Below are 20,546 nucleotides of genomic sequence, written 5' to 3'. Positions count from 1 at the left end.
CTCGTGACGCGCCGGTGGACCTACCCGGCCAAGAGGCGGTGCCGCGTCTGGCCCGGGAGAATCCGGGGCCTGTCAACGCATCAGCGGCGTGCTCGCCGGCGTCGGTCTTCGGGTGCCGCCCAGTACGGTGCGCGACATCCTCGAACGAGCCGGCACCATGCCGCGCCGGCCAGAGCTGGAGCGAATTCCTCAAGGCTCATGCCACCGGCGTCCGGGCATGCGATCTCTTCTGAGGTGGCTCTACGTGCTGTTCTTCATCGAGCACGCCATCAGGGCCGCGCACGTCATGGGGGTCGCAGCACATCCGGGCGGAGATTGGGTCGTACAGCAGGCCCGCACCCTGGTCGTCGAGCCGGGGGAGCGGGCTGAGAGTCTGCGGTTTCCCATCCGATCGCGATACGAAGCTCACCGCGGCGTTCGATGAGGTATTCACCTCGCTCGGTGCCCGCGTCATCAAGACGCGCGGGGCGCGCGCCCCGCGCGAACGCGGTCGCCGAACGTTCGAGAGGTACTGGATGGACCGATCAACCAGTAACAGCAAGCGGCCTGAGCAGGTTCGCGTACGTCCAGATCAGCCCACGGATCACAGTTTTCGCACCCACAAGCGTCCAGCAGCTCCGGGTGGTGCGTTCGGCTGTGTGGCGGATGTTGAGATGCGGCGTCCCGCAGAGGCCCATGTGGTTCCCTGCGGGATGATGTGGTCTCAGCGCGGGTCATAGTTGAGCGTGCCGAGGGGCCAATGCGCGGACAGCCAGGCTGTCACGGCTTCGTACAAGGGCACGTCCAGTTCGGCTCGGTCGGCCCGGACCCAGGAGGCCACGTCAGTGTCGTGGTCATCGCTGCGGGAGGGGTAGATGTAGACGCATCCGATCACCTCGCCGCTGGCCGTCTCGAGGACGGTGTAGGTGAATCCGCGGCGCTGAGCGAAGTCGTTCGCGTGGCGCTGCAGGTCGGCGAGGTTCGCCTCCAGGGTCATGCCGCCCACGGGAGGCCATCCTCCGTCCGGGAAGCCCGGGGTCGCGCGGATGTGCTCGATGCTGCTGGTCCAGGCAGCGTGGTCGGCAACGTTGTGCTGGGGTCCCAGGGGTTCCAGACGGAACTGTGGGGTGGCCAGGTGTGGGGGGACGGCGAAGTCGTCGGGGACGAGAGCATGGGCGTTCATGAGGCCGAGGCTACGAGGCTGAGCTCATGGGTTGCATCTGGATTGATCCCGCCCTCACGCCGCTCACCAACCGGCCCATCTATCGCCTCCAACAGCAACCCGGTCAAGCACTGGATGGCCGCGAGGCTCGACGACTGCGTTCCCCTGATGAAGTCGCTGCCATGACGATCGACTCCATGATCCTGAACGTACGCGGATCGTGGGGACGCTTCGGGGAGAGACAGCCGTCAACGATCGGCGCCAGCCGTAGACCGCCGGACACGCGAAACCCCCGTCACCGCCTGAAAGCCCAGGCCAGACGGCTCAGGAGGAACGCTCTCTCAAGCACCGCGCGGATGGCCACACCCGCACTGTTCCTATCCCGCCCGTCCTGGTCGCCATCCTGCGCGCCCATCTGGCCGCGCCGCCGAAGTACACGTACGTGGCACTGGCCACCACAGAGACGTCGGTGATCCTTGCGATGATGATGCGCAGCCGATCAAGGGAGAGCTGACGTGACGGACTCGTACGAGGAGTTCGGCTGGCTTGCCGAGTACGGCCCGTTCTACGACGTCTCCTGTGTGTCCTTCGCCCGATCCCTCACCGCCGCCTGCTGCCCAGCCTCTCCCATGGGACCGAGGTCGTGTCGATTGACCGAAACCTCCACGCCGACGACTACTCCACCTACGCGGTCGACGGCGAACGGATCACCTGCTTCAACCAACTGTCTCCTCATGCACGCATGGGCAGCGATCCCGACCGATTGGTCGATGAGATGCGGGAGGTCGGGCTGGATCCCAACCACGACTGGGAAGGCCGAGCGTCCATGCCCCGTTCCAGCGTTCCTTTGCGCTGGCGAAGAAGATCACCGGGTAGACGGCATCATCGGCAGGCGCGGAATCACCATTCGTCGTCAACACGGCCTGCCGCATGGTCCAAGGTTTGTGCGATCCACTCGGGCAAGGGCGCGGACGCGACTTCGGCGGCCGCCTTCCACCTCTGTTCCCGCTCGAAGGTGATCTGCACGGTGACGGTGACCGTGATGGGTTCGGAATCGGGAGTGCGGACCCGGCTCGCCTGGATCTCCTTGCGCAATCGGCTCTGTGGCCAGCCTTCCTCCTCCGCCCGCGCCAGCCATCGCTCCTGTTCGTCCTCGGAAAGGGCGGCGACCTGAGCATGGTGTTGCAGGCCGACAACGGAATGTACGCGCAATACGCGGGTCCGGCGTACGTCTATGCCCCGGGCAGGTGCATCGACCTCCGGGCGCAGGTCGCGACCGGGGTGCGGCAACTGAACAGGGTGCACTGCGGCTGAGTGGGCGGGCAGTCGCACGACGCCCACGTTCGCCGGTGTGGTGCGCCGGGAGATCGGCGCGTCGGCGGGTGAGGTGCCCGGTCGGCATGGAGTCGGCCACGGTCTTCTCAAAGTTAGTTGATCACGGTTCGGCTGCTTGTCCGCTGGAGTGCGCGCCCCGTCCGGTGACCTGACGATGGCCTGGCCTGGGATGATGGAGTTCTCTACGTTTCGTCACCACAGGCTCAGAGGTCATTGGTATGTCAATTTCGCGTGCTCTGAGTCCGGCTGTCGCCGTCGCTGACGGCGGGCTCGTTCCCCCGTTCCCGCCCCCAGCCGGTACGGCGACGCCCCCGCCGGCGTCGCGGACGCCGTGCACCGCGAGTGGCGCGACCACCTGGAGCTGGAGACCCTGACGGCTGTCCGCAGCGCTGAAACGCCAAACCCCCAGGTCAGTCCCGAAGGCCGAGTTTCCGGCACCCGCAGGCGCGTCTCCGCCGGCGCCGTGGCCGGTCGGCCGGAGCCGCGGTAGACGAGTGATCGTCGGCATTTGTCGGCCTGGCGACACGTTCGTGAGCAACACCCTCTTGGTGCTGCTTTATAGGTTTTGTCCGGTTAGAGTGTCCCGCACCTGGGCGTGTCAGACGGGAGGAAGCGTGCAGTTCTATCTGGCTCGCTTGCTGGCCCAGATCACGTTGCTGGGAACCTGGTGGACGCCGGTCATCGTCCTCAGCCTCGTGTTCGTGACCAGTTGGCCGCTGATGGCCCTCGCGGAGCCGGCGGGCAGCGCGATCGCCGACCCGGCCAATTACTGGTGGTATTTCGTGGTCACCGCCGCGACCGTCGGCTACGGCGACCTGTACCCGGAGTCGGCGGCGGGCCATGCCGTCGGCGTGTACGTCATCGTCGGCGGCATCGCGACGCTGACGACCGTGTTCGCCAGGCTCTCGACGTCACTGGAGAAGGCCAAGGGACGAAGGATGCGGGGTGTGGTAACCGTGGAGATGTCAGGTCACGTCGTGCTGCTCGGCTACACGCCGGGACGTACCGAGCAGATGGTGGACGAGTTGCTCGCCGACGGTTCGAGCCGCCTCGTGCTCTGCGCGTGGGACGACGTGGCGACGCACCCGATGTCGGACCGCGACGTCGCGTTCGTCCGCGGTGACCTGACCGACGAGGGCGTGCTGCGCAGGGCCGGGGTCCAGCGGGCGTACAGCGTGTTGGTCGACGCCCGCGACGACAACGAGGCGCTGACGGTCGCGATCACCGCCGACCACGTCGCCAGCAGCGCCCATCTCGTCGTGGCGCTACGCGACCTCAGCAGGGTCCGGCACCTCCGCTACCTCGATGAGGCCGTGCGCTGTGTCCAGTGGCACAGCGCGCACATGATCACCGAGGAGCTGAAGGACCCCGGCATCACCGAGATCTACACGCAGCTGATGACCCACGGCGGTGCCGACACCTACTCGGTGCGGCTACCGGAGTCTCTGGGCCCGATACGGGTCGACCACTGCCAGACCGTGCTCGGCCGGCGCCACGGCGCCACGATGCTCGCCGCCCGGGCCGGCGACGTGCTGACGGTCAACCCGGGCTGGGGGACCGAACTGCCTGCGGGGGCCGTGCTCTATTACGTCGGCTCCCGCCGCCTCACCGCCGAGGAGATCGCGAACGCTCTGCGCGACGGTACTTCCTAGGGTCGATCGGGTCAGGCGGCCCGGCCGGAGACGCGCAGCGTCGATGCGGCGGCCGCGAGCAGCGACATTGCGCCTGCCGAAAATTTGCATCCGCCCAGGTCGTGACTCTGCGAGGGCTTCACGTGGCGGTGCGAGCTCTGGCCGCTCAGGAGACGGAACCAAGGGCGACAGGATGGTCGGCCGTGCCCCTTCGCCTGGCCTACCTCACCATCGCCAACATTTTCGGCAGGCGCAGGCCTGGACAGGTCGACCGCTTCCTGCTTCTCCAGAGGGCGCCAGCAGAAGTCGCCGCAGTCGTCGTCGCCGAACGCGGCGGCCAATGACGTGCGCAGGCCCAGCCGGCTCGTCGCGGTGGCCGCCTGTCTGCGCAGCCGCCAGTGTTGTGGCACCTATCCTTGCTCGCATGGGTGACGTACTGAAGGGGCGAGGTTGCGCGTGGGAGTTCGAGGACGGGGGGCTGTGCATCACGCCTGAGCCGGGTAAAGCGTCGAAACTGAGCATGGAGCTCGGTGAGCGGTTCGTGCCGTACGACGCGCTGGCCGACGTCATGCTGGAGCCTGGTGCACGCGGCAGGGTGGTGCTGCGGGTGGTTCCCCGGGAGGGAGCCGATCCGGTCATGTCCGCGGCAACGGGGCAGCTGCAGGAGTCGCTCGATCCGTACCGGCTGGTGCTGCCCGCCGCCACGAAGACGCTGGCAGACCAGTATGCCGACGAGATGCGCGCGGCCTTGTCCGAGCGCGGTCCGGCTGAGCGGTTCCTGATCGCCGGTCCTTCGGTGCCGCGTAGTTTCAAGGCATGGGACGGTGAGGCCGCCTTCGACGGGCAGACTGTCACTTTCACCTGGTTCTCGTCCGGAGCTTCCCCGGCCAAGTACACGGCAGGTGACCGGCGTTACCCGATCGCCGAGATCGAGGGCGTCGAGTGGCATGCACTGGAGGACGCTCGCGGGTCGCTGCGGCTGCGCATCCGTGGGCACCAGGCCCTCTCCAACCCCAACAACGATCCCGCCTCCGTGGTGTTCGGCATTGGCTGGGGAGCCACGCATCACTCCCTGCCCTTCGCCGCCGCCGTGCTGGCCGCCACACAAGCTCCCACGGGCACCGGCCGCACCAGTCCCGGCACCAACGAACTCCGGACATCGCAACGCAGCCCGCCCGGCACGTGACCGAACTCAACGACCTACGATCCATCCGCCGAAAACCCGTCGTTGCAGGCACGATCAACGAATACCACCACGCGCTTAACCGCAGATCAGGCCCCGTAACTCAACACTCGAGCGGTACACAGTGGTGTGCTGAAGGAGTATCTGCGTGCCGCCTGACCCGGCCAAATGATCAATCGGCACCCGCACCGTCGCGGTGGGGTTCTGGCGAACCTTCTTTGAAGTGGACGGCACGTGTGAGTAAGGCCAATGAGCTGATCGGCGCGGCGATGGAGGCCCTTGCCCGTGAGGATGAGGCAGCCTTCGACTCCGCCGCCGCCTTCCTGGCCGACCGGGACGACGCCGATCGCGTCCTGGTGGAGGTTGCGACCCGTGCGATCTCGGGGTTGTGGCGGAACGGCTGGCAGCCCGCCGACGTGGTCAGGATCGCGGCCAGGCGGCTGACCGACTGGCACGGGCGGGCGGCGGCTGACCTCATCGCCTGGGAGATGCGGGCCTACGCGCCAGCTACGGTGGATGAGCGCTGGCGCGACCAACTCGCCGGCCTGGAGGCCGCGGTGTGGTGGAAGGGCGGCTACCTGGCGGCGCGGCAGGCACGCGACGGGGCCAGCCGACTGGTGACCGTCTCCGGTGGGCTGGAGCTGCTGGGGTTGCTGACCGGGCTGCCGCGGCTGGAGTCGTTGAGCCCGCCGCCCGGGGCCGCTCACTGTACGGTCCAGGCACGCTCGCACGCGGTCAGCGAGAAGACGTTAGCGCGGGTGCGGGCACTGCTTGCCAAGGCGGAGTCGACAACGTACGAGGCGGAGGCGGAGACGTTCACGTCGGCGGCGCAGAGCTTGATGGCGAAGTACAGCATCGACGCGGCGATGCTGGACGCGCAGCCAGGCGGAGGTGAGGCCCCTGCGGGCATCCGGGTCGGCATCGCCGCGCCGTACGAGCAGCCCAAGGCCGTGCTGCTCGGCCTCATCGCCGAGGCCAACAGGTGCCGGGTGATCTGGTCGAAGGAGCTGGGGTTCGCCACCGTGCTGGGGTTCTGGGCGGACCTGTCCTGGGTGGAGGTGCTGTTCACCTCGCTGCTGGTGCAGGCGCAGACCGCGCTGGTGAACTCGGGCACCAAGAAGCACGGCACCGGCCGGTCGAGGAATAAGACGTTCCGCCAGTCGTTCCTGTCGGCGTTCGCCTCCAGGATCGGGGAGCGGCTCGCCGAGGCCACGGCGGCTGCGGTCTCGCGGAAGAGCGCCAGCCGGGGCACCGACCTGGTGGCGGTGCTGGCGGCCCGCGAACAGGAGGTGGAGCAGGCGGTCGAGCGCATGTTCCCGAACCTGGTATCGCACGCGGTCCGCACGTCCTGGGACCGGGAGGGCTGGGCAGCCGGCCGTATCGCCGCCGATCAGGCCAACCTTGGGGCGCGAGACCGATAGTGTCGGTATCCCTAATGCTGGGGTCATCTTTCCCCCGAGCATTCGGTGAGCCCCACCCCAGGGGTGAGGCTCCCCTGGACGTGACACTGCACAGGGCTTCCCTCCCAGACGGCGCCGGTTACCCGGACGGAAGATCACGATTCATCAGGACAGTTCTGGCCCCTCGTGACGGTCTCTGCTCCTTCCCAGCCGGCGTCGTAGTCCTGGTCCCGCATGACCTCGCATCCCTCGACCGTGTGGCTCTCGTAGGGAAACTCCAGGGTTGCGGCTGTGGTCGACGCGTCTTGCTCTGGCTTCGGGGTGGTGCTGACCGGCGAGGCCCGTCGACAGGAAACGTGATCACTATGACCTCGGCGTCCGACGGCGCCCGTGCGAAGAACCATCGACGCACGGCTGCACGAACAGGCGCTCGCGCACCTGAAGGCGCCGCCGGAGCCGCTGACGCTGAACAGCAGGCCGCGGACTTCGTCGAGCGGGTGCGGGACCGGCCGGGCGAACACGCCACCGGACAACGACGCGAAGCTGTGGGGTACTACGGGGACCCCACCTCGACATCGAGGGTGTGCCCGACCCGGAGCACGTCCCCTGGATCGACCCGACCCACCCGGCCTGACGAACGGCCTGCTGCCAGCGGCTTCACCGATCAGAAATCCTCCGCCACGTCGTCAGTTCTGGTAGCCCCTCGCCACCCGCGGAAGGATTGACGACCATGACCGACGCCAGACTGCTGGGCGACGACGAGGCCGCGTTCATCGCGGCGGCCCGCTCGAATGACGCAGCACAGTTCGCGCTCATCACGGAGCGCCACCGCCGCGAGCTGCAGGTGCACTGCTACCGGATGCTCGCGAACTACGAGGACGCCCAGGACATGACGCAGGAGACGTTCCTGCGGGTGTGGAACAAGCGGGAGTCGTTCAAGGGCCATGCTGCGCTGCGGACCTGGCTGTACCGGATCGCGACGAACGCCTGCCTCGACTTCCTGGAGAAGCGCAACGGCCGTACACCCGTACCATCCGAGCTGCCGGATCCCGGCTCCGAGGTGCTGTACCTGCAGCCGTACCCCGACCGGATGCTCCCCGAGGACCCGCAGGAATCGGTGGTGGCGCGGGAGACGATCGAGCTGGCGTTCATCGTCGCCGTCCAGCACCTGCCGCCGCGGCAGCGGGCGGTGTTCATCCTGCGCGACGTCCTGGGCTGGCCGGCGTCGAAGGCCGCCGACGCCCTCGAGCTGACCGTCGCATCGGTGACCAGCGCACTGCAGCGGGCGCGCGTGACGATGCGCGAGCAGCTACCCGACCGCCGCCTCGACTGGCGGAGCCCCGCCACCCACGAGCTGTCGAATGACGAGCGCGGCGTGGTGAAGTCGTATATCGACGCCCATGAGCGCAACGACCTCGACGGGCTGATGTCCCTACTGCGCGACGACCTGCGCTTCGCGATGCTGCCCGAGCTGGGCGCCTCGATCATGACGGCCAAAGACGCGGTGGACGGCTGGGTCACCGGTGGGCTCTTCCAGCGCGGCTACGACGACTGGCGCTGTATCACCACGACGGTCAACCGCATGCCTGCCGCCGCGCTGTACCTCCGCACCCCGGGCGACCCGGAGTACCGGCTATTGAACATCGCGGTCCTGCACATCGTCGACGGGAAGATCGCCGAGCTCACCGGATTCGACGCCACCGACAAACCATGGCTGGGCCTGCCCCCGACACTGTGATCGGACAAGTCCCCATCGTCGACGAATCCAGCGCACGGGCCGCCGTCACCGAAGTCACCGCGGAATGAGCACCCCGACCAGCTGAACACCAACGCGGCAACGCGAACACCACCGCCCCGCCGGCGTTGCCGGCGGGGCATCCGACGAACATCGTCATGATCAACGACGCCGTCGTCCTCATCTTCAGCGAGTCGGTCAACAGCTCACTCGGAACGCAAGGAAGGGGCCGGGGAAGGTTGCCTCATCGCCGAGGGTCATGGTGAGCACGCCAGGAAGGATTTCGGCCCGGCCTCACGAGCCGAGCATGTGGCCCGTGCTCATCGCCTCGTCTCGTATCGGGTCAGCACCACGCCGCCGGGAAACGTCCGCGTCTCGACCAGGTTCAGGTTCACCCAGCTGTCCAGCGCCGTGAAGAACGGCGTGCCGCCGCCCACCAGGACCGGGTGGGTGGCCAGGGCGTACTCGTCGATCAGCCCGGCCCGCATGGCCGCCCCGGCGAGCGTCGCGCCGCCGATGCCCATCGGGGCGCCGTCCTCGGCCTTGAGCCGGGTGATCTCGGCGACCGCGTCGCCGGTGACCAGGCGGGTGTTCCAGTCGACCTTGTCGACCGTCGAGGAGAACACCACCTTCGGCGTGTCCCGCCAGTTCCGCGCGAACTCGATCTGCGCCGGGGTAGCGTCGGGCTGCTGGTCGCCGGTCGGCCAGGAGGAGCTCATCGTCTCCCACAGCTTGCGCCCGTACAGTGACAGGCCGTTCGCCCGCTCCACGTCGAGCCACCACTGGAACAGCTCGTCGTTCGGCGGCCCGCTCCAGCCGATGTCGTCGCCGGGCGCGGCGATGTAGCCGTCCAGGCTCAGGTTCATGCCGAAGATCAGTTTCCGCATCGTGCCAACCTCTCGTGAGTCGATCTCACACGTACAGACGGGCGCGGCGCGGAAACCTAATCGGTGCGCGATCTGCGTCCGCAGATAGTCCGCCGGGTTCCGGACTCAGCACGGCGTACCCGGCGAGGCTGTGGATCGCGGCGAAGTGGATACAGGGGCTGCGGCCGTCGGGGGTTCAGGTTTACCGTCGGTTCATGCTCGTGGTGTGGGCGGCCCTCTGGGGCCTGGCGGGAGGGCTGTGTGTGGAAGCTCTTGAGCTGTACGCACGGATCAAGCGGTCCCGCAGTTGGTCGTGGCGGCGCCCGATACCTCAGGGACGCGCGGCGTACTGGACATCGGTGGCGATCAGAGCCGGAGTCGGCGCACTGATCGCGGCAGCGGCGGCGGCCAGCGGGCAGGTGACCGGAGCGTTCGGTGCGCTCGGACTCGGGGTAGCCGCGCCGCTGGTTGTGGAGAAGTTCACCAGGCTCGCTGCGCTGGCCGCCGACGCCACTCCTCGCGCCGAACCACAGGGCCGTGCCCAGGAGGGAGCTCCAGTCGATGCGGGCTGAACCCCCCTTCGGGCGGCGGCTGATCGCAGCGCTGGCCCGCTGGGACGATACCGCCACGCCGTCCGCCCAGCCAGATCCGGCAGAAAGCGGCGGCTCCTTCGGACGGCGACTCCTTGGCGCGCTGGCCCGCTGGGACGACGAGCCACGGGAATTCGCTGTCCCTGTTGGCATGACGGGCGTGGCGGTCACTCCCGGAGCGGTGCTATCGGACGTGCTCCGCGAGGGCACGGCCCACCAACTCGACCCGGACATCACGGAGGTGGTGCTGGTCCCCGCCCGCCCACTGATCCTGGAATGGCGTCAGGAGCACGAGCCCGACGCCTACGACGCCGCACTGGAACCAGTCGTCGTCATCGTTCAGGGTTTCCGCCTGCACATTGAGATGTCGGCGGTCTTGCGTATCCCCGCCCGAGCAGCCCCTGCGCTGGTGCGTGACTTTGGCGATGCGCCAGTGCAGCGCTTCGTCGAGCGAGTGCTCGCCACGGCTGTGAACGCGTACTTCATGGAGATCTCGACTGGCAGTGCATTGGAGAAGTTTCTCGTCGACTACCAGCGTGTCCTTGACGGTTTGGAAACGCGAATCAATGAGGCGCTGGCCTCTTGGGAAGTGGAGGCGCTCACGATCACTGTAGGCGCAGCCAACTCCCAAGATCCAGCTCTCATCGAGGCACTGCGCCAGATCGTGGCTGCTGAAGTCGAAGGTAGAGCCCTGAGCATAGTGACCGAGGAGGAGATCCGGCTCACCGAGGTCGTGCACGACTCGAGACAGGAACAGCGGCGGATGGAAGAGCTCGTGCTGCGACAAAAAATTCAACAGCTGGGCGCCAATCGCGTTGCCGCTGAGGTGCTGCTGCGGACGATGGCCGAAATGCAGGTGCCCGAGTACTTCAGCAATATCGGAGGGGACGTGAGCGCCCTGCTTACCGGCATGCCGCTGGCCAAGGCCCAGGCTGTGGTGGAGCGTACATTGCGCGAGACAGCGGTGCAGCGTTCGCGCGCAGACGAGGACACGACAGCGCAAGTTCAGCCGGAGCCGCACGTCGAGTGGATACTGGACCGGAGGAATGATCACTTCGTGCTGCGAAATGTCGGCTCCGCGATCGCCACGGGAGTCAATGTCAGCGGTCCTGGGTTAGCTGAAGCAGATGCTCACGTCCCCGCGAATGCCGACATAGGCCCTGGCGCCTGGGTAATTTTCATTATTGCAGCCAATATGACGCACCCCGTCCCAAATGAGATCGAAGTGACGTGGGATGGGCATCCTGAGCCGGTGATTCTGCCGGTGCCACCTCGCTGATCAAGCTGCTCCGCCACCAGGCTTTGGTTTAGCTAACACTCCAGCCGCACTTCGAGATCTCGATCTGGTTGAGGCTGAGACGTGAGACGGCCACCGCAGTGATCATGTGGGTGTGTGGAAACCAGGTGATCGGCGGTGGCCGTCGCATCCACAGCAGCCGAGATCGACCCGCGTGTATGGGCCGATGAGTTCGATGAACTGTTCGCGTAGGTAATGGCTCCGTTCTTCGGCCGGCGTGAGCCGCGGCTGATGGGTTTGGCTCCCCCCGGCCGCTTACGGTTCGGGAGCGCATCCCAGCAGTACGCCGGTGAAGTCGGCCGATGGGGCAAGCTCGCCGAGGGCCCTCAATGAGCTAGCAGGGACCGCTGGCCCGCAGCTTCACGGCGCCCGAGTAGCGAACCTTCGATTTCGGCGTGCCGGAGGCCGTCGTCCACTTGACGGTCGCCTGCGTCATGTAGCGCGTGCACGCCCCGGCAGGCGATGAGGCGCCCCAGGCATTCAGGCTGCCGTTTCTGTTCGACTTCACGGCGCCCCAGACCTGGCGTTTGAAGACGAAGACGACCCAACCCGCGTGGAACTTGTAGAGCCGAGTGCTGATCCGAACGTTGCGGACGGGACCGTAGCAGGATGTCGAGTTGGTGGCGACGACCACGCCGCTGGCGGGGTATACCCACGGCTTGATGGCTCGGATGTCGCAGCGTGGTGCGGCGGCCTGAGCGGGTGTCGCGGAGAGCGTGCCCACGAGTGTCGCGCACCCGGCTATGGCAATGAGCGTTCGGATGTTACGCCGTGCCATCGGATTCATCTCCTCTTGTCTGGATGTCAGGCGTACACACCCAGGCTCTGTCGGATGCGATGCGCACTGTAGGGAAAATACGTACAGGCGCCGTATTTTGTGTCACAGGAGCCCAGCCCAAGGACGGCGGGAAACGGCCAGTCGTCCGGTGGCCAGGGTCTAGAGCAACCTGAGCATGCGACGTCGCGAAACGCTGCACGGGGCGTTGGAAGGGGGAATGGGCCATCTCTCACGCCCTGCCAAGCCTGTCCGGTGCCAGAACAGATGCAGAGGGCCTGACCTGGTCTTCTAGGCTTGGCCCTCGTCCTGTTTCGCCTTCTGTATCTGCTGGTGGTCAGGGTGTTCGGTTGGCTGGTGCTGCTCGCACGGGGCCGTGCTTCCAAGAAGGTGGAGATCTTGGTGTTGCGGCATGAGGTCGCGGTGCTGCGTCGCCAGGTCGTCCGGCCCAGGCCGGATTGGGCCGATCGGGCATTGCTGGCCGCGCCGGCGAGGCTGTTACCCGCTCGCCTTCGACTGCATCGCATCGTGACGCCCGGCACGCTGCTCGCCTGGCATCGCAGGCTGGTCAAGAAGAAGTGGACCTACCCCGCCAGGCAGGGCCGCCCCCAATCTCCGCAGAGATCCGCGAGCTGATCGTCCGGTTGGCGGCGGAAAATCCACGGTGGGGGGCATCTGCGCATCCGGGGCGAACTCCTCGGTCTTGGCTACAGGATGGGGGAGCGGACGGTCCGCCGGGTCCTGGCGGCGGCCGGAATTGGGTTCCGCGCCGCGCCGGTCTTCACCGACCTGGCGCCAGTTCCTCATCTCTCAAGCCTCCGGCATCCTGGCATGCGACTTTCTCCACGTCGATACGGTGTTCCTCAAGCGTCTGTACGTGTTGTTCGTCACGGAGATCGAAACGCGGCGCGTGCATATCCTCGGCGTCACGGCTCATCCAACCGGTGCCTGGACGGCGAAACAAGCGCGCAATCGGCTGATGGAACTGGGCGAGCGGGCCGACGGGTTCCGGTTCCTGGTCCGGGACAGGGATGGCAAGTTCGGCGGAGGATTTGACGAGGCGCTCGCCGGCGCGGACGTGCGCGTCCTCAGGATTCCGCCGCGCTCGCCACGGGCGAACGCGTTCGCCGAGCGGTTCGTTGGCACGCTCCGGCGTGAGTGCCTCGATCATCTTCTGGTCCGAGGTGGTCGATCTCACGGCTCGAATAGAGCGACGAAGCGCCGTCTGCGGTCTGATCCGTGAGTATCGGAGAGCCGCTTGACGACGTGTGAAACCGCAGGCCAGCGCTAAGAGCGAGTTTTGGCACTGGACAGGCATACGTCGCCGAATACGGCGAGCCCGCGTTGTCACGGGAGCTACCTGGCGGCTGGGACATGTTCGGGAGCGGAGAGGGCCCTGACGCTCAGCGTCGAGGATCTCACCGCGCTGCTGACCTCGGCGGGGGAGCGCTGAGGTCGAGACAGTTACCGCTCCCGGACTGCGTAGGTCAGGTGGGTCACTCGCTGCGTCGGCTCCGCGTGGATCGGCTCCAGGGCCACGCGGCCCGCGTCCACGCCCTCGAACAGGCGGATTCCGGAGCCGAACAGCACGGGTGAGAGCGCGATCGAGAACTCGTCGATCAGGCCGGCGTTCAGGTACTCCAGGATCGTCGCGCCGCCGCCCGCGATGCGGACGTCTCGGTCGCCGGCGGCCTCGCGGGCCTGGTCGAGCGCGGTCTCGATGCCGTCGTTGACGAAGTGAAAGGTGGTCCCACCCGGCCGCTCCCAGGGGTCACGCTTCTCGTGCGTCACGACGAAGACCGGCGTGTGGAACGGCGCCTCCTCCGGCCACATCTGCTCGCCGGCGTCGAACATGCGCTTGCCCATCACGCTCGCGCCGGTGCGCTCGAACGTCTCCCGCACGATGTCGTTGTCGCGCCCTTCCTTGCCGCCCTCGCCGAGCTTCAGGTTCTCCCGGAAGAACCGCTGCGGGAAGATCCACTGCTGCAGTTCCATCCACTGCCGCCCCATCAAATCCTCGGAGGACTCGGGTGCGATGAAACCGTCCAGCGACATCGACACGCTGAAGAACACCTTCCCGGCCATCAGCCCTCAGCTCCCTTCCGAATGATCTCGGTGACGTAGGCAGCCAGATTGCTCAGGGTCTGCCGGCCGCCCTCGATCGCGTGGTGCTTCTCGACCGCTTCGTCGCGCAGCTCCTTGGTGGGGAATACCGTGCGCATCTCGATCCGGGTCGCCGCCCCGTCGGGCGCGAACGCGAGGACCGACTCGAAGGCGTTCGGGTCGCCGCGGTATTCGCCGTGCAGCAGCGCGATCCGCTCCGGCGGGACGATCTCGGTCCAGGTGATCCACTCCTGGTAGTCCGTCCTGTCCGGTCCGTGCATCACGAAGTCCCACTCCCCGCCGACGCGGAACTCGAAGGACCGCGTGGTGGTGGTGAACCCCTCCGGACCCCACCACCGCGACAGGTGCCGCACCTCGGTGAACGCCTCGAACACCAGCTCCCGTGGGGCGTCGATGACCCGGGAGATCACAACCTCGCGGTCGGCCGTCGCGGACTCCGCCGACGCTCCTTGTCCCGTCTCGCTCATCAGTTACTTCCTTCCTGTCCTGCCTGCTTGAGGTCCTGCACGTACGCGTCCAGCCGGTCGAAGCTCTCGTTCCAGAACCGCTCGAAGCCGCCGGTCCACTCGTGGACCGGTCGCAGCCCGCGGGCGTTCAGGTCGTACAGGCGCTGCTTGCCTGCCTTGCGGTCGCGCACCAGCCCGACCTCCCGGAGCACCCGCAGGTGTTTGGACGCCTGCGGCTGGGTCATCCCCAGCTCCTGGGCCAGCTCGGTCACCGGCCGCTCACCTGCCCGCAGCAGCGCCAGGATCTCCCGGCGCTGCGGCTCGGCGATCGCGTTGAAGACGTCCGACGTCGTCGCTGCTCGTGCCATGGACGCCATCATATGCCGATATCGGCATGCGTCAATTCAGGGGAATCAGGCGGGACTTGTCAGATGACGATCGTGACCCTTGTCAGCGGCTGCGGAAACGCGTATCCCTGACGACCCCCCACGCGCCTGGCCGGCAGATCAGCAGGCGGCGCTGGTAGTGGCCATGCAAGTAGGATGACCTGCTCGGATGGCGTTTCGGCAGCAGCAGGGCTCACGCAGCTGCTGCCAAAGCCCCAGCTCACACTCAGGTTCGAGTTTTCGAGCGGCACAGGCAGGGCGTACTGTCCGGCCGGCGGACTGGGTCAGCCGGCCTTCAGTAGAAGCTCGGTCAGTTCGCCCGGCACGATGATCATGCAGTCATGGCCGCTCTGCAATTCCCACACCTGGGATGGAGTGCCGTTGGGCTGTGTCGCGGGGACGGGGCGGCGGGTGACGCCCTCCGGCGTGCTGCCGACACAGTGGATGTGCGTCCGGGGGATTGCGGCCGTGGCCGGGTTGTTCAGTCGGACCGGCTGCTGGAAGCAGCGCACCGACTCGTCCGAGAGCATCGTGCGAAGCCAGACCGTGTCCGCCGGGTCGGTGACCCCGAACAGGCCTATGGGCGCCGGCCCTTCCGGCAGGGGCGGGATGCGCCAGGGGGTTTTGGAGTCGGCGGCAAGTTCAAGCAGGTGCCGGGTCAAGGGCATGACGTCGAGCACGGTCTCACCGTCGGCCGGAACCATCGCGTCGACATAGACCAGACCGGCGATCCGGTCCGGGACCTGGTTGGCCACGGCGGATATGACCATTCCGGCATAGCTGTGCCCGACCAATACCACGTCGGTGAGGTCTTCCTCGACGAGGAGATCGACGATGTCGGCGACGTGGGTGTCGAGTCCCACTTCCGGACCGAGCAGGTGCTCCTTCTCGCCGTGGCCGGTGAGCGAGGGGGCGAACACCCGGAGCCCGGCCTGGGTCAGCAAGGGCACCACCCGGTCCCAGGCGCGCCCGCAGTGCCAGGCACCATGGACAAGGACGTAGATCTTCGTATGCGGTGTACTCATGGAACAGGACGCTACTGAGCCGATAGGTACCTCTTGGTAACCTTCGGCTCATGCGCGACTCAGCGGGAAGCGTCTTCCTCGCCGACTGCCCAGCCCGGCTGGCCATCGAGATCATCACCGACAAGTGGGCGGTCGTCGTCCTGTTCGCGCTCAGTCGCAAACCGTGCCGACACGGCGAACTCGTCGATCTCGTCGGCGGCATCTCGCGCAAGGTGCTCACCCAGACACTGCGCAAGCTTCAGGGCTACGGCCTGGTCGAGCGCCGCGCGTACGCCGAAGCGCCTCCACGGGTCGAGTACAGCCTGACCGACCTCGGCCTGACCCTCGTCGAGCCAATCGCCGTCCTGACGGACTGGGCGAGGTCGTACGGTGAGGCCATCGTCAGCTTCCAGGAAGCGGCGGAAGGCAGGTCGGTGTCCGGTAGGTGACTGCGACGGCTGTGGACAGTATCGGGATCGACCGTTCCCGGATGGGCCCAGCGCCTCCTCGTAGCCGTAGCGCAGGCCGTCCACCCGGGCGGTCCACTTGAAGAAGCGGTCAGGGTCTCCTCGTAGCCGCGGCTCCGCCGCCGCGATCCGGCCCAGGAGGGACGAGGAGACGATCGACTCGGTCTGAGGCTGCGGGCCTGCGGCGGAAGATTGTCACCTGCCCGCGTCGGGCTGGCTGGCGTGGGTCGGCCGGCGCGTCCGGCTCGGCGACTGCGAGGTCGAGGTCACCAGGCACACCGGCCGCTGCCGCGCGACGTCCGCGAACCCGGACACGGGCGAGCGGGACATCGAACTCCCCGCCGTCCTCACCCGCGCCTTCGGCCACCCGAACCTGGGCGTCTACGCGCGCCTGGCCGCCCCCCACCCCGCCCGGCTCCGCGAGGGCGCGCCGGTGACCGTGGGCGGCCCGCCCGATGCCGTACGGCATGCCGACGCGTCCTGGCCGCGTGCGGCCGAGGTGCTCGAGACGGTGCGCGAGGACGACAGGACGGTAAGCCTGTGGCTCCGCGACCCCTTCCGCCTGCCGGTGGCTGCCGGTCAGCACCTGCGGGTGCACCTGCCCACCGCGGACGGTGGCCTGACCTGGCGCGCCTACAGCGTCTCAGGACGGCTCCGGATCACGGTGCGCCTCCGCGGAGAGGTCTCCAACCGCCTCGCGTCGCTGGTCAGCGGCGACCGGCTGCTCATCTCGGGCCCGTTCGGGCTTCCCGCGCTCTCTCCGGAACGGCGGCCGCTGTACCTGGTGAGCGCGGGGATCGGCATCACCCCCGTCGCCGCCACGGTGCGGCAACTGGTGGCGGACGCCGACCGCAGGCCGCTCGCCGTACTTCACGTCGATCCCGACGAGAAGAGCGCGGCACTGTGGCCCGAGGTCGCCGACGGCGTCCAGCGAGCCGGCGGTACGGCGAGGCTCTTCGAGACCCGCCCGGCAGCACGACGCCCGGGCCCGCGCGACATCGTCGAGCTCCTCCCCGACGGCGCGGACGCGCTCGTGTGCGGCTCGACCGACTTCGTGGCCGCGGTGTCCGGGGCCCTGCGGGCGGCGGGCGTGGACGCGGACCGCATCCACGCCGATCCGTTCCTCTCGCCCGCGACGGAACCGCCCGTCCGGCGGCCGGCACCGGATCCGGGACCGGACCGGGTGACCTACCTTCCCGAGGGCGTCGTGGCGACCTGGACGGACGCCGACGGCACGCTGCTCGAACTGGCCGAGAACCACGGGGTGCCCGTTCTGGCCGCCTGCCGATCGGGCGCTTGCGGCACCTGCGTGCTCGACCTAGTCCAGGGTGAGGTGTCATACCTGATCGATCCGCCGATCCCGCCCGGTTCGAGGGCCGTACTCGCGTGCTCGGCGGTGCCGGCGGGACCGGTCGTGCTTCGGCGCCGTGCTGCTACACCTGCCGAAGAGCCGCAGTGAAGATTCCGACGCCCGTCGTTGGAGCCGCGCGCTCAGGTCGAGGAGCATCGATGTCATGACGAAGTCGCAGAAGACGGCACCGACCAGTGACCGGGTGAGGATCCGGCGACGTCCCGCTCGCGGGTCGTACGACCTGGACCTCGTTCGCTCGATCCTCGACGAGGCGATGCTCTGCCACGTCGCCTTCGTGGACGGTGGGGACCCGGTCGTCCTGCCGACGCTGCACGTCAGGATCGGTGACGAGCTGCTGATCCACGGCGCGCGGAAGAACCGCATGATGAACAAGGTCGCCGAGGGCGTCCCCGTCTGCGTCGAGGCCACCGTGATCGACTCCGTCGTGATGGGGCGGAGCGTCCTCCAGAACTCGGTCAACTACCGATCGGCCGTCGTCATGGGGGAGGGGCGGGCCGTCGAGGACCCCGACGCGGTGCTGCCACGGATGCACGCGCTCATCGACAAGATCACTCCGGGCCGGCTCCCGTTCTTGCGCCCGCTCACCCAGGCGGAGCTGCGGACCGTGCTCCTGGTCACCATCCCGATCGTCGAGGCGTCGGCGAAGGTGCGCACCGGTGATGCCGGCGACGCGGACGCCGACCGGTCACTGCCCGTCTGGGCGGGCCAGCTCCCGCTCCGCGTCACCGCGGGAACGCCCGTGCCTGACGAACACGTGCCGGCGGGAATGCCGGTTCCCGACCACCTCGCGGGTTGGGGCGAGACCCGATCCGGCGCCTACTAGGAAGCCGTACGTCATGATCGGTTTTGTCGGCGCGGGAAACATGGCCCGTGCGATCGCTCGAGGACTCGGTGAACCCATCTACGCCACCGACGCAGGTTCCGGCCGCGCGGCGGCGCTCGTCGCAGAGCTCGGCGGCGAGGGGCTGACCGGCAACGCCGAGCTGTTCAGGCGCTCCGACGTGGTGTTCCTTGGACACCGCCCCGACCAGCTCGCCGACATCGCCAAGGACGTCGATGCGGACGGCAAGCTGGTGATCTCCATGATGGGGCCCACCACCGTCGCCGACCTCCAGGCCGCCTACCCCGGCGCCTCGGTGGTGCGCATCATGCCGAACGGCCCGGTACCCGGCACCGATCGCAACCAACGGCCCTACCGCCGTCAGCCGATCTCCTTCCTCGAGATGCGCAGCATCCCTGCGGCCACCGGAACGACGATCCACACGAACACTGACACGGCCAGCCGAAGGGCGGCGTCGCCGGTGAACCCGCCGTTCATCAGGGGGTTGGTAGTGAGGTTGAGGTCGAGCCAGCCCGCCAGGATCGCGCCCATGTCACCGAGCCGGGCGACAGCGCTCCACAGGGCCGTGCCGGCCAGACAGATCACGATCGCCGCCGGCGCGTTCAACAACACCAGACCCATGCCGAGGCCCTGGCCGGTCACCAGCACCATCGTCGCGATCCAGCCCAACACCTTGGCGGGCGCGACGGTCCACGTGGCCTCGACGCCGTGAACCGCAGCGGCGACGGCGGTCATGGGCAGGGCCGCCAGCAGTGCGAACACGCAGGCCGCCACGGTGACCGCCAGCGGCGGCAGGCACTTGGCCGCCAGCACCCGCCCGCGCCGGGGCTCCAGGGCGAACGTGGTCAGCGCGGTGCGATGCCGCCATTCACCGGTCACCGTGAGAATGGCCAGCACGGGCAGAAGCGTCCCGAGCGGGATGGCGGCGGTCCCGGCCAGGGTGAACCAGCGCGGCTCCGACGTGAGGCTCCGGGCGACGACGGCCACGAGCGCCAGCCCGATCGCGCTCACCGCGAGGATGAGACCGCTGCGCGTGTCGAACAGCTTGCGGGTCTCGACCCGCAGCAGCCTGGTGAACGGAATGTCGGTAGGGGTCATGCGGCGCTCCTGTCGGCTTGCGCGGTCAGTTCGAGGAAGGTCCGCTCCAGGCCGCCACCGCGGGCGAGCTCGGCGACGGTGCCCCGGGCGAGCACGCGGCCGCGTCCGATCATCACGATCTGGTCGGCGACCTGCTCCACCTCGTGCAGCAGGTGTGAGCTGAGCAGCACCGCGCATCCGGAGTCGGCCAGGCTGCGCAGCAGCCCGCGCATCCACTGGATGCCCTGCGGGTCGAGGCCGTTGGCGGGCTCGTCCAGGACGAGCGCCTCGGGCCGGCCGAGCAGCGCGTGGGCGATGCCGAGCCGCTGCCGCATGCCCAGCGAATAGCCGCCGACGGCCCGCCTGCCCTCCTGGCCGGTCAGCCCGACCAGCTCCAGGCTCTCTCCGACGCGCGAGCGGGGCAGGCCCAGCATCATCGCCCCCAGCGTCAGGACCTCCCGCCCGCTGCGCCCCGGATGCAGGGCACCGACGTCGAGCAGCGTGCCGACGCGGCGGCCAGGACAGGCGAGTTCGGTGTACGGTCGCCCGAACACGGTGGCCGACCCCGACGTCGGTCGCGAGAGCCCGATCAGGATGCGCAGAGCCGTCGATTTTCCCGCGCCGTTGGGTCCGAGGAACCCGGTGACGCTGCCTGCCCCGACGGTGAAGGACACCTCGTCGAGGGCTTGCACTCCTCTGTATGTCTTGCTGACGTCATGAAATTCGATCACGGGCCCAGTTCACCGGATTCCTCGTCGCAGGTCATCGGACCCAGGTCGACGGCCACCGCAGGAGAAATGGACTCAGGGCTACCCGTTTTAGCCCCTGGTCGTTAGGAGCGGTCCCGGCGCATCCCTAGGCTGTCGGGCGTGAATG

Annotated in this window: 23 protein-coding genes and 2 pseudogenes; 13 read left to right on the top strand and 12 right to left on the bottom strand. The window is 68.0% G+C overall.

Going from position 1 to position 20,546, the window contains the following annotated elements; all coding sequences use genetic code 11:
• Nucleotides 1-703: 703 nt before the first annotated feature.
• Entirely contained in the window at nt 704-1,162 is a 459-nt protein-coding gene (locus tag V5E28_RS26650; protein ID WP_336210240.1) for a GNAT family N-acetyltransferase, read from the bottom strand.
• Nucleotides 1,163-1,682: 520 nt separating this feature from the next.
• Here V5E28_RS26650 and V5E28_RS49630 point away from each other — a divergent pair.
• Nucleotides 1,683-1,943: pseudogene (locus V5E28_RS49630) on the top strand (DUF6461 domain-containing protein); the annotation flags it as partial.
• Between the two features lie 98 nt (nt 1,944-2,041).
• Here V5E28_RS49630 and V5E28_RS26645 read toward each other — a convergent pair.
• On the bottom strand, nt 2,042-2,473 hold the full coding sequence (locus tag V5E28_RS26645; RefSeq protein ID WP_336210237.1) for a hypothetical protein: 432 nt from the start codon (nt 2,471-2,473) through the stop codon (nt 2,042-2,044).
• Between the two features lie 617 nt (nt 2,474-3,090).
• Between V5E28_RS26645 and V5E28_RS26640 the strand changes: the two genes are divergently transcribed.
• Complete coding sequence (locus V5E28_RS26640; RefSeq protein WP_336210234.1) at nt 3,091-4,128, top strand: ion channel; 1,038 nt, start codon at nt 3,091-3,093, stop codon at nt 4,126-4,128.
• 11 nt (nt 4,129-4,139) lie between these two features.
• Here V5E28_RS26640 and V5E28_RS49625 read toward each other — a convergent pair whose 3' ends face one another.
• Nucleotides 4,140-4,517 (bottom strand): hypothetical protein, encoded by a 378-nt coding sequence (locus V5E28_RS49625; protein WP_442945870.1) that lies wholly within the window; start codon nt 4,515-4,517, stop codon nt 4,140-4,142.
• Between the two features lie 14 nt (nt 4,518-4,531).
• Between V5E28_RS49625 and V5E28_RS26630 the strand changes: the two genes are divergently transcribed.
• From V5E28_RS26630 to V5E28_RS26620, 3 genes are all read left to right on the top strand, one after another.
• The gene (locus V5E28_RS26630) at nt 4,532-5,293 is read left to right on the top strand and encodes a DUF4429 domain-containing protein (protein ID WP_336210231.1); all 762 of its coding nucleotides are present in this window, start codon (nt 4,532-4,534) and stop codon (nt 5,291-5,293) included.
• Between the two features lie 233 nt (nt 5,294-5,526).
• Entirely contained in the window at nt 5,527-6,711 is a 1,185-nt protein-coding gene (locus V5E28_RS26625) for a DUF2786 domain-containing protein (RefSeq protein ID WP_336210229.1), read from the top strand.
• Between the two features lie 709 nt (nt 6,712-7,420).
• A complete protein-coding gene (locus V5E28_RS26620) occupies nt 7,421-8,428 on the top strand; it encodes an RNA polymerase subunit sigma-70 (RefSeq protein ID WP_336210227.1) in 1,008 nt (335 codons plus the stop codon).
• Nucleotides 8,429-8,745: 317 nt separating this feature from the next.
• Here V5E28_RS26620 and V5E28_RS26615 read toward each other — a convergent pair whose 3' ends face one another.
• On the bottom strand, nt 8,746-9,312 hold the full coding sequence (locus tag V5E28_RS26615) for a dihydrofolate reductase family protein (protein WP_336210224.1): 567 nt from the start codon (nt 9,310-9,312) through the stop codon (nt 8,746-8,748).
• A gap of 194 nt (nt 9,313-9,506) precedes the next feature.
• Here V5E28_RS26615 and V5E28_RS26610 point away from each other — a divergent pair, with 194 nt between their 5' ends.
• Both V5E28_RS26610 and V5E28_RS26605 read left to right on the top strand, forming a co-directional pair.
• Nucleotides 9,507-9,863, top strand: coding sequence for a hypothetical protein (locus V5E28_RS26610; RefSeq protein ID WP_336210222.1), 357 nt, complete (start codon nt 9,507-9,509; stop codon nt 9,861-9,863).
• Nucleotides 9,853-11,160 (top strand): SPFH domain-containing protein, encoded by a 1,308-nt coding sequence (locus V5E28_RS26605; protein ID WP_336210220.1) that lies wholly within the window; start codon nt 9,853-9,855, stop codon nt 11,158-11,160. Before V5E28_RS26610 ends, V5E28_RS26605 begins: the two co-directional genes overlap by 11 nt.
• Before the next feature lie 352 nt (nt 11,161-11,512).
• Here the strand turns inward: V5E28_RS26605 and V5E28_RS26600 are convergent, their stop codons facing one another.
• Nucleotides 11,513-11,902: a hypothetical protein gene (locus V5E28_RS26600; protein ID WP_336210218.1), complete on the bottom strand. Its 390-nt coding sequence runs from the start codon at nt 11,900-11,902 to the stop codon at nt 11,513-11,515.
• 348 nt (nt 11,903-12,250) lie between these two features.
• Between V5E28_RS26600 and V5E28_RS26595 the strand changes: the two genes are divergently transcribed.
• Both V5E28_RS26595 and V5E28_RS26590 read left to right on the top strand, forming a co-directional pair.
• Entirely contained in the window at nt 12,251-12,589 is a 339-nt protein-coding gene (locus V5E28_RS26595) for a hypothetical protein (RefSeq protein ID WP_336210214.1), read from the top strand.
• 121 nt (nt 12,590-12,710) lie between these two features.
• On the top strand, nt 12,711-13,196 hold the full coding sequence (locus V5E28_RS26590) for an integrase core domain-containing protein (RefSeq protein ID WP_336210211.1): 486 nt from the start codon (nt 12,711-12,713) through the stop codon (nt 13,194-13,196).
• Between the two features lie 221 nt (nt 13,197-13,417).
• On the opposite strand, the gene V5E28_RS26585 is transcribed toward V5E28_RS26590, so the two are convergent.
• From V5E28_RS26585 to V5E28_RS26570, 4 genes are all read right to left on the bottom strand, one after another.
• Entirely contained in the window at nt 13,418-14,038 is a 621-nt protein-coding gene (locus tag V5E28_RS26585; RefSeq protein ID WP_336210208.1) for a dihydrofolate reductase family protein, read from the bottom strand.
• A complete protein-coding gene (locus V5E28_RS26580) occupies nt 14,038-14,544 on the bottom strand; it encodes an SRPBCC family protein (protein WP_336210206.1) in 507 nt (168 codons plus the stop codon). The genes V5E28_RS26585 and V5E28_RS26580 overlap by 1 nt, the downstream gene beginning before the upstream one ends.
• On the bottom strand, nt 14,544-14,891 hold the full coding sequence (locus tag V5E28_RS26575) for an ArsR/SmtB family transcription factor (protein WP_336210203.1): 348 nt from the start codon (nt 14,889-14,891) through the stop codon (nt 14,544-14,546). The genes V5E28_RS26580 and V5E28_RS26575 overlap by 1 nt, the downstream gene beginning before the upstream one ends.
• A 302-nt stretch (nt 14,892-15,193) precedes the next feature.
• The gene (locus tag V5E28_RS26570) at nt 15,194-15,934 is read right to left on the bottom strand and encodes an alpha/beta hydrolase (protein WP_336210202.1); all 741 of its coding nucleotides are present in this window, start codon (nt 15,932-15,934) and stop codon (nt 15,194-15,196) included.
• Between the two features lie 50 nt (nt 15,935-15,984).
• On the opposite strand from V5E28_RS26570, the gene V5E28_RS26565 reads away from it, so the two are divergent.
• On the top strand, nt 15,985-16,362 hold the full coding sequence (locus V5E28_RS26565) for a winged helix-turn-helix transcriptional regulator (RefSeq protein WP_336210200.1): 378 nt from the start codon (nt 15,985-15,987) through the stop codon (nt 16,360-16,362).
• Between the two features lie 213 nt (nt 16,363-16,575).
• Here the strand turns inward: V5E28_RS26565 and V5E28_RS26560 are convergent, their stop codons facing one another.
• Nucleotides 16,576-16,710, bottom strand: coding sequence for a hypothetical protein (locus V5E28_RS26560; RefSeq protein WP_336210198.1), 135 nt, complete (start codon nt 16,708-16,710; stop codon nt 16,576-16,578).
• A 103-nt stretch (nt 16,711-16,813) separates the two neighbouring features.
• Between V5E28_RS26560 and V5E28_RS26555 the strand changes: the two genes are divergently transcribed.
• The 3 genes and pseudogenes from V5E28_RS26555 to V5E28_RS49620 form a co-directional block, all read left to right on the top strand.
• Nucleotides 16,814-17,839, top strand: coding sequence for a flavin reductase family protein (locus tag V5E28_RS26555; RefSeq protein ID WP_336210196.1), 1,026 nt, complete (start codon nt 16,814-16,816; stop codon nt 17,837-17,839).
• 55 nt (nt 17,840-17,894) lie between these two features.
• Nucleotides 17,895-18,575, top strand: coding sequence for a pyridoxamine 5'-phosphate oxidase family protein (locus V5E28_RS26550; protein ID WP_336210195.1), 681 nt, complete (start codon nt 17,895-17,897; stop codon nt 18,573-18,575).
• A 13-nt stretch (nt 18,576-18,588) separates the two neighbouring features.
• Nucleotides 18,589-18,828, top strand: a pseudogene (locus tag V5E28_RS49620) (pyrroline-5-carboxylate reductase family protein); the annotation flags it as partial.
• Between the two features lie 125 nt (nt 18,829-18,953).
• On the opposite strand, the gene V5E28_RS26545 reads toward V5E28_RS49620, so the two are convergent.
• Together V5E28_RS26545 and V5E28_RS26540 are read right to left on the bottom strand one after the other, a co-directional pair.
• Nucleotides 18,954-19,691, bottom strand: coding sequence for an ABC transporter permease (locus V5E28_RS26545; protein WP_336210194.1), 738 nt, complete (start codon nt 19,689-19,691; stop codon nt 18,954-18,956).
• Nucleotides 19,688-20,401, bottom strand: coding sequence for an ABC transporter ATP-binding protein (locus V5E28_RS26540; protein WP_336210193.1), 714 nt, complete (start codon nt 20,399-20,401; stop codon nt 19,688-19,690). Before V5E28_RS26540 ends, V5E28_RS26545 begins: the two co-directional genes overlap by 4 nt.
• Nucleotides 20,402-20,546: the final 145 nt, after the last annotated feature.

This window comes from Nonomuraea sp. LPB2021202275-12-8 (genome assembly GCF_037044575.1).
Taxonomy (GTDB): domain Bacteria; phylum Actinomycetota; class Actinomycetes; order Streptosporangiales; family Streptosporangiaceae; genus Nonomuraea.
The sequence above is the reverse complement of the archived record's forward strand: the minus strand, read 5'-3'. Positions and strand labels throughout refer to the sequence as shown.